The organism is Kitasatospora sp. NPDC043950, assembly GCF_056435345.1.
In genome coordinates this window covers 67,101-80,259 of the sequence record NZ_JBWKER010000029.1, presented here as the reverse complement: position 1 = coordinate 80,259, position 13,159 = coordinate 67,101, and the positions used below count along the sequence as shown (strand labels likewise).

General features: G+C 69.2%; 14 protein-coding genes and 1 pseudogene. 4 read left to right on the top strand and 11 right to left on the bottom strand.

Translation table 11 applies throughout. The features are described 5' to 3' along the window. The first annotated feature begins 436 nt into the window (after window positions 1-436). Entirely contained in the window at window positions 437-1,012 is a 576-nt protein-coding gene (locus tag AC07BF_RS20695; protein WP_363585746.1) for a M23 family metallopeptidase, read from the top strand. 48 nt (window positions 1,013-1,060) lie between these two features. Here the strand turns inward: AC07BF_RS20695 and AC07BF_RS20690 are convergent, their stop codons facing one another. The 9 genes and pseudogenes from AC07BF_RS20690 to AC07BF_RS20650 form a co-directional block, all read right to left on the bottom strand. After that, the gene (locus AC07BF_RS20690) at window positions 1,061-1,645 is read right to left on the bottom strand and encodes a TetR/AcrR family transcriptional regulator (protein WP_363585763.1); all 585 of its coding nucleotides are present in this window, start codon (window positions 1,643-1,645) and stop codon (window positions 1,061-1,063) included. Between the two features lie 272 nt (window positions 1,646-1,917). Next, window positions 1,918-2,865, bottom strand: a complete 948-nt coding sequence (gene whiG, locus AC07BF_RS20685) for an RNA polymerase sigma factor WhiG (protein ID WP_478333719.1) — start codon at window positions 2,863-2,865, stop codon at window positions 1,918-1,920. Between the two features lie 338 nt (window positions 2,866-3,203). Beyond that, window positions 3,204-4,370 carry a DNA-processing protein DprA gene (gene dprA, locus AC07BF_RS20680; protein WP_363631474.1) on the bottom strand — a complete coding sequence of 389 codons (1,167 nt, stop codon included), beginning with the start codon at window positions 4,368-4,370 and terminating at the stop codon, window positions 3,204-3,206. A gap of 266 nt (window positions 4,371-4,636) precedes the next feature. After that, window positions 4,637-5,515 (bottom strand): annotated as a pseudogene (locus AC07BF_RS20675) (ATP-binding protein); the annotation flags it as partial. A gap of 104 nt (window positions 5,516-5,619) precedes the next feature. Next, complete coding sequence (locus AC07BF_RS20670; protein WP_478333718.1) at window positions 5,620-5,796, bottom strand: hypothetical protein; 177 nt, start codon at window positions 5,794-5,796, stop codon at window positions 5,620-5,622. Beyond that, entirely contained in the window at window positions 5,796-6,047 is a 252-nt protein-coding gene (locus tag AC07BF_RS20665; RefSeq protein ID WP_478333717.1) for a DUF7848 domain-containing protein, read from the bottom strand. The genes AC07BF_RS20670 and AC07BF_RS20665 overlap by 1 nt, the downstream gene beginning before the upstream one ends. Window positions 6,048-6,765: 718 nt before the next feature. Beyond that, window positions 6,766-7,593 (bottom strand): helix-turn-helix domain-containing protein, encoded by an 828-nt coding sequence (locus AC07BF_RS20660; RefSeq protein ID WP_478333716.1) that lies wholly within the window; start codon window positions 7,591-7,593, stop codon window positions 6,766-6,768. Then, a complete protein-coding gene (locus AC07BF_RS20655) occupies window positions 7,590-8,033 on the bottom strand; it encodes a DUF6879 family protein (protein WP_400803970.1) in 444 nt (147 codons plus the stop codon). Before AC07BF_RS20655 ends, AC07BF_RS20660 begins: the two co-directional genes overlap by 4 nt. A gap of 46 nt (window positions 8,034-8,079) precedes the next feature. Next, window positions 8,080-8,307: a hypothetical protein gene (locus AC07BF_RS20650; protein ID WP_400843047.1), complete on the bottom strand. Its 228-nt coding sequence runs from the start codon at window positions 8,305-8,307 to the stop codon at window positions 8,080-8,082. Window positions 8,308-8,756: 449 nt separating this feature from the next. Between AC07BF_RS20650 and AC07BF_RS20645 the strand changes: the two genes are divergently transcribed. The 3 genes from AC07BF_RS20645 to AC07BF_RS20635 all read left to right on the top strand — a co-directional run bounded on the left by AC07BF_RS20645 (window position 8,757) and on the right by AC07BF_RS20635 (window position 10,191). Next, window positions 8,757-8,972 carry a hypothetical protein gene (locus AC07BF_RS20645; RefSeq protein ID WP_478333715.1) on the top strand — a complete coding sequence of 72 codons (216 nt, stop codon included), beginning with the start codon at window positions 8,757-8,759 and terminating at the stop codon, window positions 8,970-8,972. A 153-nt stretch (window positions 8,973-9,125) separates the two neighbouring features. Next, on the top strand, window positions 9,126-9,707 hold the full coding sequence (locus AC07BF_RS20640; RefSeq protein WP_478333714.1) for a recombinase family protein: 582 nt from the start codon (window positions 9,126-9,128) through the stop codon (window positions 9,705-9,707). A 322-nt stretch (window positions 9,708-10,029) separates the two neighbouring features. Next, the gene (locus AC07BF_RS20635) at window positions 10,030-10,191 is read left to right on the top strand and encodes a hypothetical protein (protein WP_478333713.1); all 162 of its coding nucleotides are present in this window, start codon (window positions 10,030-10,032) and stop codon (window positions 10,189-10,191) included. Between the two features lie 216 nt (window positions 10,192-10,407). On the opposite strand, the gene AC07BF_RS20630 is transcribed toward AC07BF_RS20635, so the two are convergent. Further along, window positions 10,408-11,220, bottom strand: coding sequence for an HNH endonuclease (locus AC07BF_RS20630; RefSeq protein ID WP_478333712.1), 813 nt, complete (start codon window positions 11,218-11,220; stop codon window positions 10,408-10,410). Between the two features lie 398 nt (window positions 11,221-11,618). Continuing rightward, window positions 11,619-13,154 carry a recombinase family protein gene (locus tag AC07BF_RS20625; RefSeq protein WP_478333711.1) on the bottom strand — a complete coding sequence of 512 codons (1,536 nt, stop codon included), beginning with the start codon at window positions 13,152-13,154 and terminating at the stop codon, window positions 11,619-11,621. Window positions 13,155-13,159: the final 5 nt, after the last annotated feature.

Genomic DNA, 13,159 nt, shown 5'->3' with positions numbered 1-13,159 from the left:
TCCACCGGTGGCGGGGCGTGCGAAGTCGACCCGGCGGACCGGGTCGCGTGTGAAGTGTACGGGAAGCGCTGCGGGGCGGGCGACTCCGCGACCGGCGGGGGCCCTGGGCGGGCGGATCAGCGCTGGCGGGAGCTGGGCGGAGGCGGGCCGGAGACGGACCGGAGGCGGGCCGGCCGGGCCCTGGGAGCGCCGCTGCTGCGGTGCTTGTACACCGGATGGCGGCATCCGTACACCCGCTGGAGGGACGGGATCCGGCCACGAGGGCGGTTTGTCCACAGGAGTCCGGAAGTGGGTGGCACCGGGGCGGCGGCGCAGCAAGCCTCGGGGCATGACTGCTCGCGCTGGGTACCCGGTTCTGTCCGCCGTCGGTCCGGCCCGCTTGGGGCCGGACCGGTTGGGGCCGCGCTCGTTTGGTGTGCTGCGGGGGGTGGTCGCCGTGCTGGTGACACTGGTGCTGCTGGTCTCGGGCGGCGCGGCGCGGGGCGCCGCTCTCAGTGGGGGTGTCGGCTCAGGTCCGGGCGGGGGTGCCGGAGGTGCTGGCGGGGGCGGCGAGACCGGCCGGACCGGTTCGGGCGGTGCGCGGGCCTGGCCGGTGGGCGGGCCCGGCGGGGTGCTCGGGCGATTCGAACCACCGGCCGCGCCGTGGGCCGCCGGACACCGGGGAGTGGACCTCGCCGCCGCACCCGGGGCGGAGGTACGGGCGGCTGCCGCCGGGGTGGTCACCTTCTCCGGGCTGGTGGCGGGGCGCCCGGTGGTGACCGTCACCCACCCCGGCTCGGGGTCACCCCCCTTGCGGACCACCTACCTGCCCGTCGCCGGCACCGCCCCGGTCGGCACCGAGGTACCCGCCGGACAGGTGATCGGGCGGCTCGCCCCCGACGGGCGGCACTGCCCAGCGCGGCACTGCCTGCACTGGGGGCTGCTGCGCGGCGGACGCTACCTCGACCCGCTGGCCCTGTTCGGCGCGGGAGCGGCGCGGCTGCTGCCGCTGGGCGGCGCTGGGCGCACCTGATGAATCAGCTGAACCGGATGAACCAGACGAACCGGGCCGAATGGCGGTTCAGGCCCGGTCGAGGCCGTGCAGGGCCATGGCCACCGCGGCGTCCGCGATCAGCTCGGGGCGCTCGGCCGCACACCCGGCGCGGCCCCCCGCCGACACTTGCTCGGCCCGGCGCACGGCCGCCTCCACGACCCCTTGGAGCAGCGCCGCAGCGAGCCGGGGCTGCGCGTGACCGAGATCCTCCAGGGCCCGGACGACCAGGCCGACCAGCTTGCCGTGCGCCGCCCGGATGCGCTCGCGCGCGGCCTCGTCGAGTTCGAGCGCGGAGATCGCCACCACCGCCCGGTGGCGCGGGTCCGCGGCCAACGCCAGCTGGCCGCGGACATACGCCTCGATCCGGTCGGCCGCGCTGTCACAGCTCTCCATCCCGGCCTCGATCTCGGCCGCCCAGAGCGGGAAGTCCACCTCGCAGAGCGCCTCGACCACGGCGGCCCGGGAGCGGAAGTACTCGTAGACCGAGGAGCGCGCCAGGGAGGTGCGCGCAGCGAGCGCGGGGAAGGTCAGCGCCTCCATGCCGCCCTCCGTGAGCAGGGTGCGGGCAGCGTCAAGGAGGGCTGCGCGCTGCAGCTGGCGATGCTCGGCCACCGTGGCCGCTCGGATCTTCGGCACGCTCCCACTGTACGGAGCCCTACCTTCGGCCGGTACGGCGCCGCGCATCTGGCCGGGGAGCGAGGGCGCGCAGGCGCGCGGCGAGGCGTGCGAGTGGGCGCGCAACCCGGGGTCCGGCCCGGAGTAACGGCCCAGGGTTCCGGCCAGGCAGGTGCGGACCGGGCACGCGGCCGGGCGGGTGCGGACCGGCGGCGTGGTCGGGGTCGCGACCCGGAGGTCGGCCGGGCCGGGACGGGCCCCGGCCCTCGCTACCGGATGTCCGACAGCTTGGCGCGCAGTTGGAGGACGGACTTGGTGTGGATCTGGCTCACCCTGCTCTCCGTCACCCCCAGCACCTGGCCGATCTCGGCGAGGGTGAGGCCCTCGTAGTAGTAGAGCGTCACCACGGTCTTCTCCCGCTCGGGGAGGGTGTTGACCGCATGGGCCAGCAGCCTGCGCAGCTCGCGGTCCTCGGCCACCTCGACCGGGTTGTCGGCACCGTGGTCCACCAGGGTGTCCATCAGGCTCAGCCGGTCGCCGCCCTCCCCCACCGGGTGCAGCAGTTCGTCCAAGGCCACCACGTTGGCCAGGGACAGCTGGCTGAAGATCGCGTGCAGATCCTCGATCGCGATGCCCATCTCGGCCGCGACCTCGGGCTCGTGCGGCGTACGGCGCAGCCGGGCCTCCAGCGTCGCGTACGTCCGCTCGACGGCCTTCGCCTTCTGCCGCACCGAGCGCGGGATCCAGTCCAGGGCACGCAGTTCGTCGATGATCGCGCCGCGGATCCGGCTGATCGCGTAGGTCTCGAACTTGATCGCGCGGTCGACGTCGAACTTCTCGATCGCGTCGATCAGCCCGAAGACCCCCGAGGAGACGAAGTCGGCCTGCTCGACGTTGGAGGGCAGGCCGACCCCGACCCGCCCCGCCACGTACTTGACGAGCGGTGAGTAGTGCAGGATCAGCTGCTCGCGCAGCCGCTGGTCGCCGGTCTCCTTGTAGGAGCGCCAGAGCTCTTCGAGCGCGGTGCGCCCCTGGGCTCCGGGGCCCTGACCGCTCGGCCCCTGCTCCGGGCCTGGCGGGGGGGTGCCGTCCGGTGGCAGGGCACCGGCAGCGATCGGGCGGGCTGCGCCGTCGCCGGTGGCGGCGGCGGCGACCGCGTCGGCGGGCTGGCCCGGCACCGCCGTCGGCCGGCCGCCCTGGCGCGACAGGCCCCCCATCGTCCCCGTCGCCTTGGGCGGGAACTCAGTCACGGGGCGCCGCTCGGTCCGCGGCCCTCCCGAGGACCGGGCGCCACCGGTCACTCTGTGTCCGGGAATGTGTGTGGGCATGCGTTGGTCTGCGCCGTTCTGCCGAGTCATGTGCTGATAGGGAAGGCATGTGGAGCGTAGCGTGACCGACTCGCTGCAATGCGCTACCGCCACTCGGTCGTCCCCCGATCCGGTGGCGTTCGCGCCACCGGATCCGGGCACGCGAACGGACGAACCGGAGCAGCAGGTCAGCCAGGCGATTCCGACACTCCCTCTCCACGGCACGGATGTGCGCTTCGTTCCGACCGTCACCTCCTCCGCACCAGGCGCCAGTGCGCGCCGTGCCGCTCGACGTAACCGAGCGAGCCCAACTCGTAGAGCCGCTGCAGTACTTCGTCCGGAGGGAGTCCGGACTGTCGGGCCAACCGCTCGATCGGCGCGCCCTCCGCCGTCGCCGGGACGGCCTCCAGCACCTGGGCCACCGCCGGCTCCAGCAGATCCCTGGGCAGGACCGGGCCGCTGCGCTGCGGCGCCAGGTCGTCCCCGATCGCCCCGATCAGTTCGGCGATCTCGGCGGAGTCGGTGACCAGCGTGGCGCCGCCGCTGCGGATCAGGGCGTGCACCCCGGCCGAGAGTTCCGAGGTCACCGGGCCGGCGACGCCCATGGTGTGGCGGTTGAGGTCCCGCGCCCGTCTGGCCGTGCTCAGCGCGCCGCTGCGCATCGCCGCCTCGACCACCACCGTGCCCCGGGTGAGCGCCGCGATGACCCGGTTGCGGAGCACGAAGCGGAAGCGGTTCGGGTGCTCCCCGGGCGGGAGTTCGCTGACCAGCAGCCCCTGGGCGCCGATCCGCCGGATCAGTTCGGCGTTCCCCTTCGGGTAGGCCACGTCGACCCCGCAGGCGAGCACCGCGATGGTCATCCCGCCGACGGAGAGCGCCCCTCGGTGGGCGGCCGCGTCGATCCCGTAGGCGGCTCCGGACACCACGACCCAACCTCGCTCGGCCAGTTGGGCCGACAGTTCCCCAGCGACGTGGGCGCCGTAGGCCGTGCAGGCCCGGGAGCCGACCATCGCCACCGAGCGGAGCGCGAGTAGCCGCAGCGAACCCGTGCCGGTCGTCCAGAGCCCGATCGGGCGCCCGTCGCCCAGATCGTCCAGTTGGCTGGGCCATTCCGTGTCCCCCGGAATGATGAAGCGTCCACCGACGGCTCGTACCCGTTCCAGGTCCTCGGCCGGGTCCAGACCGGGGAGCCTCGCCTGGTAGCCGGCCAGCCGGGGGCCGTCCAGTCCGGGGTGCGCGGGCACCGTCCCGTCGCGGATCGCCCGGACGACGTCGGCTGCGGAGAGCTGACCGAGCCACCGGCCGACCACCGCGTCCCCGGGCTCGCTCAGCCGGCTGAGTACGGCGCGGGCGAGGCGCTCCGGTTCGGGACCGGACTCGGGCTCTGCCCGACCGGGAGGCTGAAGGTGCGTCATCATCGGGTTCATGCCTCACCGCCCTCGTTCGCCGGATGCTGGTCGCGTTTCCCGGACCGCTTGGCGGAGCCGGACCGGATGGATCGGCCAGGGGCATCGGGGCGGTCCGACGGACCAGGACTCTCCGGGCCAGGACTCTCCGGGCCAGGGCAGTCGGGACGATCGGGCTTCTCGAACCGGCCCGACCGGCTCTGCCCTTCGGGCGGCTCGTCGACCGGCCCGCTGCGCTGGGCCGGGATGCCACCGAGTCGGCCGTAGACCCGCTCGCCCAGCGGCAGCCCCTGCTCGACGCCGGTACGCAGGACCAGTGCGGTGCGGACGTCCCGCTGGTCCGGCCGATCGCGACCGGCGAGGTCGGCGACCGTCCAGGCGACCCGGAGCACCCGGTCCAGGCCGCGGGCGGTCAGCACCCCTCGCTCCAACTGGCGGGCGACATCGTTCAGTGCGCCGGGGGCGAGCTGCCAGCGGGTCCGCAGTTCGTGGCCCGGGACTTCCGCGTTGGTCCGCCACGGGGTGGCCGCCAGCCGGGCCGCCGCCCGTTCCCGCGCGGCCAGCACCCGGGCCGCGACGGTCTCGGTGTTCTCCGCCGTGGCGTCCCGTTCCATGAGTTCGATCCTCGTCACCGGGGCGACCTGGACCTGGAGGTCGACCCGGTCCAGCAGCGGCCCTGAGAGCCGCCCCTGGTAGCGGCTGACCATCGTAGGAGTGCACTCGCAGCCCTCACCCCGCCGTGAATGCCGACCGCACGGGCAGGGGTTGGCGGCCAGACAGAGGAGGAACCTGGCCGGGAGCCGGAGTGAGCCGGCCGAGCGGGCGATCACCACCTCGCCCGACTCCAGCGGCTGGCGCAGTGAGTCGAGCACCCGGACCGGAAACTCCGGCGCCTCGTCCAGGAACAGCACGCCCCGGTGGGCCAGCGAGACCGCCCCCGGTCTCGGCAGGCCGCTGCCGCCGCCGACGATCGCCGGCATCGTCGTGGAGTGGTGCGGGGCGCAGTACGGCGCCGTGTCGATGAGCGGGCGCCCTGCCGGGAGCAGCCCGGCCACCGAGTGCACGGCGGTGACCTCCAGAGCCTCCTTCTGGGTCAGTGGCGGGAGCAGCGAGGGCAGCCGCTCCGCCAGCATCGTCTTGCCCGCGCCCGGTGGGACTCAGTGAACGATATACGACTCTTGTGGTGCACATATAGAGGACAGCTCGAAGCCCCGCCCATGCGCCACGGGGAGACGCACGGTCGGGGCCGCTTCGGGTGTTACTTGCAGTCGGTGATCACGACGTGCACGCCGAGACCACGGCGCCAGACCTCAACCGTCCGCTGGGGGCTCACACGGACCCACCACAGACGGCCGGGCTTCCGGTCGTCCCGGTCCCAGTCGATCCCGCCAAGCCCCACCAGGGCCAGCACCGCGAGGAACATGACCTCGTGCATCACTCGCCGTCCCAGGGGCCGGGAACGACCGTCACAGCGTCCGTCACAGTCCGCAGAAACGCCGTGTGGCCCGACTCTGCCGTGTGCCCGCTCACAGCCTTCGCCAGTTCATCTATGTCGCTCGGGCTTCCGTCCGTACTCCACATGCACAGCCCCTCGCCGTCAGCGCACCGAGCGACCCCGACCGGGGCCGTTTCCGGGTTGTGCATGACCGTGTAAGTCCGGTAGCGGAAACGCTGCCTGACGGTCACTCCGCCACCTCCTCAACCGGCACGGCCGGAAGATCGTCAACGGACTGCTGAACGGGCACGGCAGGGGCTTCCGTTTCGGGCGGCCGAACGCACGACCGGTGCGCGGGCAGGTAGGCCGACCGGGGCGGATGGGCGGCGAAGTAACCGCACTGTGGGCCGTGCTCGCGGCGGGATTCGGTAGTCACAACTCACCACCGCCCCGGGGGACTTCGCACACGGGCGCATGCTGTTGCCGCAGGATCGCAACATCCGTCAGCGCCGACTCATCCCGGTACCAGCCACCCCTGGGAAGGCCGACACGCAGAGCAGCGCTCGCCATGGCGTCCAGCCGGATGCACTCGGCGCACTCCCGCTGCGCCGTTGGCTTGGTGGCCGTCTCATGCAGCATCGGTCAGCCCCTGGGAGACGGAACGGCCCAGAACCGGGCCCAGCGCGCTGCCCTCGGTCTTCCCCTTGTCCGGACAGGTCTCACTGCCGCACTCGCAGAATGGCCAACCGTTGGGCGTGCCACGGACGCCACCCCGCGACTTCTCGAAGAACAGCGGGTCGTACTCAGCCTGAATAGCCGCCATCTCCGCCGGACTGACTGTCCTCCGACGCCGGGTCGGGGTACCGGGTGGGGCTGCTGCGGGCATGATTGGCTCCCGTGGCTCACGGATATCTCTGGACGAGAGATCAACGTAAGACCTGCCGGGGCCGCTAGCCAGGATCTTTCCTGTTACCGAAAGAACTCGTCTCGGATGCCCTCAATCATGGCCCGCATCTCGTTCCCGTGGACAGCTACGGCGTCGAACTGAGCAAAGGTCGAGAGGTATACCTGAACGTCCCTCGGGTCACGCGTGGTGACCTCTGAGTGGAACGTCTCAACAATCACTAGCCGGTCGTCGTGGGCACTGAAACAGGTCATCGGGAAGTTGGGCATCTGTCGGTCGAGAGGTACAACTCCGATAGTGACATTGGGGAGCCTGGACAGAGATACAAGCCTATCCATCTGCGTGCCCATAATGGCCGGCGCTCCAATGCGCCAGCGCAGCACGTGTTCGCAGATCACGAAATGAAACGACCTACGCGCGTCATAGAGCGCTGTCTGCCGCTCAAGTCGTGCGGCAATAGATTTTACCTTGGCTTCGTCGGTCAGCTCGGGCTTCATCGCGAACAGCGCAGAGACGTATTCGGCGCTTTGGAGTAGGCCAGGGATCAACTGGCCCTGAAATAGCCTGAGAGTGCCCGTCTGGGCTTCTATGGCCCGGATGGCTTGCTGGTGCTTCCAATGGCCCATGCGGCGCAGCTCACGCCATGCCGTGGCCTCTGTGGCTGCCGACCTGGCTTGGGCCAGGAACTCCGCTTTGGCGGCCTCTGACACCCCGATTGCCGTCAGGATCAGCTCTACGTCCTGCACGGTGGGCAGAACTCGGCCATTCTCGATCTTCGACAGCTTGGCCGGAGACATGGAAGCCCTACGGGCAATGGCCTCTGCGGTCTTATCCGCAGCGATCCGAAGTGCCCGCAGGGCCGTCCCCAAGCTGTGCTGCTGCTCCTCGCTCAAGCGGCCACGTAATCCGCGAAGGGCACGGCATGAGCCAGGGCAATATCCCGATACCGGCGATACTCGTCCAGCCGGTCATCCGGCAGCAACTCGCCGCCAATAAACTGTCCGGCCTCGGTATAGTGCATTCGGTAGATCCGGGCGTCATCGAACAGCCAGAAGTCGTGATTTGGCAGCCCAGCGACAGCCTGTCGTGCCGTGTCGATGATTCCGATGGACTCCCCGGCCTTGATGTTGCCGGGATACGAAGCCATCTGATAGCGCAAGTAGTCGCTCAGCGGAGAGCTGAGGACGTGCACTCGGCCAACCTGCTTTCCGAGGTCAGTCATGGATCGCACCCATGGATTATCTGAGCGCTTCGCTGGCAGTCCTTTGCCTGCCAGGAAGTCGGAGAATTCCTGTCGCTCTGCGTCCACGTCATACTCGGCCAGCGTCTCCAATCGGAACGCCGTCCGATCGAATGTCTGAAACAGTCGGCCGAAGTCCTCACCCCTGAGCACGGAGGTGCGCCTCCAGTCGCGTGCGGAAGTAGTTATCCAGCACCGCTTCGGGGACCTCGACCGCCGACTCACCTGCGGGCAAGTTCAGCTCCGCCAGTCGCGCCGGGTCAGTGATCACGTAACCCTGAACCACGTACTTCCCCTCCTCGGTGCCCCACAGCGTTGGGCACGTCCCATCGTTGCAGGACCCTTCCCCGGACAGCCAGCGCAGCATCATGTGCCCCCTTGCGTCGTAAGTGGTTCCTGTCTCGTTCGATGCTCCCGAGACGCCGGGACCATCGTCAAGGACCAGGGCTTTCCAAGACAGGAAAGGTCAGCCGGACCGCCGATACCCCCCGGTCATAAATTCGCGGCGGCGTGCGCGGGCATGGGGGCCGGGTCCCCAAGGCTCATGCGCCCAGAGATTGACCCACCCCCCGGTACCCCACTGACCAGCAAAAAAACGGCACCACACCTAGCGTGCGTGCGGCGAGCTGGGGCCGGGATCGCCGAGCAGCACGGCGCCGAACTTCCGCAGCGCCTACGCCCCGCCAAGCTCCCGCGCAAACGCTCTGATCAGCCATGCGAGAGTTTTCTCTCCCTGCCGCTCAGAAGCGGAGGAGGAGGGGAGTCACCCCCCTGGGATGGCACCAACAGTCAGTGCCGGCTGCCATCATCAGCGGCATGAACGCACCTACCTGGTACCACGATGGTCAGCTCTCCCTGGCTCGGCGGCGCATGGCTCAGGCGCACGCCATCCTGACGCGAGTCGAGGACGAAATCCCGATCGGCGCACCGGCCACTGACCGACTCCAGCGAGCCCGCGCAGAGGCATGGGCAGCAGAGCGGGTGTTCGCCGAACGGTTCATGGAGCTGGACCGCACGGACGGCCGGGCGTAGCTGAGCGTCACGGTCGCCGAGCGTTCCACAAACGATGGTTAGTGGAACGGTCACGCCGAACCCCTGATCGGGGCTCAGATCTGTTCCAAAAGTCGTCCCAGAACATGCCCGAAACCCCTTGAGTTTCGGAACGAGTTTTGGAACGATCGGGGCATGACGACGAACAAGACCACCGGCCACCTGATCGGCTACGCCCGAGTCTCCACCGACGACCAGGACGCGCAGCTCCAGCACGACGCGCTGACCGAAGCCGGCTGCACCCGGATCTTCACCGACAAAGCCAGCGGCAAGAACACCGACCGGCCCGAGCTTGCCGCCACTCTGGACTACCTCCGCCCCGGTGACACCCTGGTCGTCTGGAAGCTCGACCGATTCGCCCGCTCGCTCATCGACCTTGTGACCACCGTGGACGCCCTCACGGCGCGCGGGATCGGCTTCAAGGTCCTGACCGGCGCACTGGCCAGCATCGACCCGAACACGCCGGACGGACGGCTCATGCTCCAGGTGGTCGGCGCTATGGCCGAGTTTGAGCGCAGCCTGATTCAGGACCGCACTCGCGCCGGTCTCGAAGCCGCCAAGGCGCAGGGGCGAACCGGCGGACGACCCAAGGCCATGACCCCGGACATGCTCGCCGCTGCACAGCGCCGCAAGGCCGCCGGAGAGTCCTACGGAGAGATTGCCAAGGCCCTCGGGGTCGGCAAGGGCACCGTGCACCGGGCGCTAACCGCCGAGTAGACCGCAGCAGGCAGAACACAGGGGCCACCGACTCTCAATGAGGATCGGTGGCCCTTCCGGCTTCAAAGGGGCCGCTGAGCGACTTTCAAGGGTGCCATGGGCAAACGGAGGGCCGGCCAGTCACGCGGCAGGCACCTGGCCCGGTCGCTGCCTTGCCAGTGGGGCACGCGATGCCTCCTCTCAGAACCCATGCGTGGGCCCCCTGGCATAGCGGGGGCTTACCCCGAACGGGCGTTATTGGCCGGTTCCGAATGCAGGGGCGCGCTCGGCCATGCCACGGTGGCCGGGGGATCGACCCCCTCTGACTGAATGGAGTAACCCGATGGGCATCAAGGACGAGAAGCAGGCCGACAAGGGTGCAACAGCTGAGGGCAGCCTGCCCAAGGAGCAGCAGGAGCGTCTCAAGCAGCACGCCGAGGAGGCCAGGCAGCGGAGCCAGCAGCAGTTCGACGACATCCAGGACGACCTGGACGACCGGGAGTAGTCGCAGCTCGCCTTGATTGGCATCACACCCCGGCACGGACTTCCTGAGCCTGCGCCGGGGTGTCGCGCTGTCCAACCCCTGAACGCCCGTGCGCGGGAAGGAGAAAGCCCCGGCAGGCTCAGAGCCGTACCGGGGCGTCTCAGGGGCTACAAGGGGGCGCCCAAGGAAGCGGGCGGGGGCTACGAGTTGGTACCGGCGCCACCTATGGCGCAGCGATCAACAAGCGAGGGAGGGGAGTCCACCCCCAGGGGGAAGGGTGGCGGTCACCGTCAGATGCGGCGGCGACCACTCGTCCAACAGCTGATCCTTCTTCGACGCGTTGCAGAGCACACAGACCACGCGCATGTTCGCCACGGTCGAGAGACCACCCCGCGATATGGGCTCCAGGTGATCAATCACGCCCCCTTCGGGCAGCGGGGCGGAGCAGTGGAAGCACCCGGCATCCCCATGCGCGGCACGCACCTTCCGTTGCAGCGTGACCCGGCGGGCTACCGTGCGCTGCACCGTCTGACATGAACTGCAAACCCCATCACGGAACTTGAGAACCACTGGCTTCCCGCAGCGACGGCACGGCACCGGCTCACGCTTGGTCCGGGCACGCTTGCGCACATGCTCAGCGGCACGGCGGCACTGCTCCGAGCAGTAGGACCGGTCATTGTTCGCCGACAGCCCCACCGGATTCGAGCACTTCGGCCCCTGACAGGGCTTCTCGGCAGCCTTCTCGCGCCTGTTCTCCGCCAGCTTCCGGCGGTCGGCCCGACGTGACTCGTCCACCTCCCTGGCGCACGGCACGCAGTACTGCGCCCACGCCTCCCGACCGTGCGGTTGGTCGCAGCGGTAGCAACGGGGAGCACCGACGGCAGCACGCACCGCCTCACGCGCACGACGGGCAGCAACCTGCAACCGGGCCGACTCGCCACACAGCGCCGCACCGCACGTCGCACGGTCAGTGCGGGGGCGTGGAGCGCCACACTCTGAGCATGTCGCGCGTGTCTCTTCAAGGGCCGACAAGCGAACCCGCCTTTCCATTTTTGTTGATCATGAAGCGTCTCGGCGAGGGCGCCACAGGCCAGCAACCGCAAGGGCCAGGGCCGCACAGCCAACCGGGGGCAAAGAAGCAAAGCAGCGCATAGCAGACCCCACCCCCCAAACGACAGTTCGTCATACCCCCGACGAAACCGTGACCGAAGTGCGGGTGTCACACGTGACCCTAACCGGCGCCCCCGACAGCAATCCCGCAGGTCACACACGCTGCCAGGAACGCTGAACAACCCACCACCGGATTTCCCGGGGCAGGCCGGCGAGCAGCACAGCCAGGCTGGTGCGAGCCGAACGGCTGCACGGCCGTCTGCGGGCGCGAAGAAGCCCCGCCGGACCCACGGGGAGCCTGACGGGGCTAGGGAGGCCGCTACGGGGCGGCCAGGGGGCTACATGAGTTCTTCGCGGGCTATGGCTTCCAGAATCTCAGCCTCGGGGTCTTCGACGTACCGGCCCACCTGCACGCGCTCAGGGTTCCAGGCCCTACGTCCGTATGCCGGGGCTATCGCTGCCCTGATCTTGAACTCCAACAGCATCAAACGCCGCTCCGCTACGTCGCGCGCTTCCCACTCCTGAGCCACCGTTCGGCCGGTAGAAACCCACTCCCAGCGCTCCGGGACCTCCGGCTCAGCCTCAATCTCTTCTAGGGCTTCCTGCCGGGCTTCAAGCTGTCGAAGGACGGCAGCCCTCGATGCGCCCCTGAGCCCTGCCAGGTCAGCGGCCAGCGCGTCAATGTCAGCCCTGAGCTGGTCGAGCTTGACCCTGCGGTCGTTGCCCCCGCCGACCCGGCGCTGAACCCTCATGTCCATGCGTCCGAAGCGAGTCAGGAGCCATTCCTCAACCTGCTTCTCAAGGCGGGCAGCGTTGACGGAGATGCCGGAGCAGCGCCCCTGATCCCGCACTCGCTTGTTGCGGGCTGCCTCGCAGGTGTAGAGGTCAAGCGTCTTCCCCTTGTACACGCGGGAGTTGTAATACAGCGTGTCATCGCAGTCGGCGCACCACGCGACGTGGAGCAGGAGGGTCGCCTTACGCCGGGGACGCCTGTTGGTCTGCCCTGCCCGGTCCAGTGCGTCTTGTAGTGCGTACCACGTCTCATCGTCCACCAGCGCAGGGCCGACCCTGACGGGTGCGCCGAACTCATCACGGACCGCGCGACGCTCCGAGCGCTTCCCGACCACCCGGTACCCGCGCAGAACCTCAGATCGGAGGAGCTGATACAGAGCGGAGTACGTCCACGCTTCCCAGACCATCGGCGGGTGCCACTCACCCCGCGTGATCTTTCGATACGTGCCCGGGGAAGCCTCGCTGCTGCTGGTCAGCCGGTCGATCTCCTGAGAGAGGGTCACACCCTTGGTGATGCGGGCGACCACATTGCCAAGGACTCCAGCGGCGTAGTCGTCCCGGTCGAGAACCTTTCCGCCGTCCTTCTCGACCAACCGGAAGCCATACGGCGCGGCACCACCGAGCCAACGTCCCTGACGCCTCAGCTCGCCGCGCGACCGCAGGATTCGGGCCTTGATCGTCTCCCGTTCCATCTCAGCGAAGGCAACCATGATGGTGGTGACGAACTTGCCGTAGGGGCTGGTCAGGTCAACCTGCCCATGAACGTCCGCAAGCGTTGCGCCTTCGCTGGTCAGTGTCTCGACCAGTCCAGCGAAGTGGGCCGTGACCCGCGAGAACCTGTCAACGGACCGGGCGACCACCACATCAACGCCGGACAGGTTGTCTAGGATTTCACCAAAACCAGTACGGTCCTCCGGCCGGATGGACCCAGACACGTCAACGTCACTCGCAACCTGCACGACTTCCCAGCCTCGAAGCCGGCAGAAGTCTCGGCAGTCCTGCTCCTGCGATGCGATGGACGTGCTGTCCTCTGCGTCACGGGAAAGCCGCAGGTAGATGGCCGCACGTATGGGGTTGGGCACTTGTC

Bases quoted from the DNA above. Each gene is read 5' to 3' on its own strand.
- whiG (WP_478333719.1), bottom strand. From the start codon at position 2,865: ATGGGGGGCCTGTCGCGCCAGGGCGGCCGGCCGACGGCGGTGCCGGGC.
- dprA (WP_363631474.1), bottom strand. From the start codon at position 4,370: ATGACGCACCTTCAGCCTCCCGGTCGGGCAGAGCCCGAGTCCGGTCCC.
- AC07BF_RS20670 (WP_478333718.1), bottom strand. From the start codon at position 5,796: ATGCACGAGGTCATGTTCCTCGCGGTGCTGGCCCTGGTGGGGCTTGGC.
- AC07BF_RS20650 (WP_400843047.1), bottom strand. From the start codon at position 8,307: ATGCTGCGCTGGCTGTCCGGGGAAGGGTCCTGCAACGATGGGACGTGC.
- AC07BF_RS20645 (WP_478333715.1), top strand. From the start codon at position 8,757: ATGAACGCACCTACCTGGTACCACGATGGTCAGCTCTCCCTGGCTCGG.
- AC07BF_RS20640 (WP_478333714.1), top strand. From the start codon at position 9,126: ATGACGACGAACAAGACCACCGGCCACCTGATCGGCTACGCCCGAGTC.
- AC07BF_RS20635 (WP_478333713.1), top strand. From the start codon at position 10,030: ATGGGCATCAAGGACGAGAAGCAGGCCGACAAGGGTGCAACAGCTGAG.
- AC07BF_RS20630 (WP_478333712.1), bottom strand. From the start codon at position 11,220: ATGGAAAGGCGGGTTCGCTTGTCGGCCCTTGAAGAGACACGCGCGACA.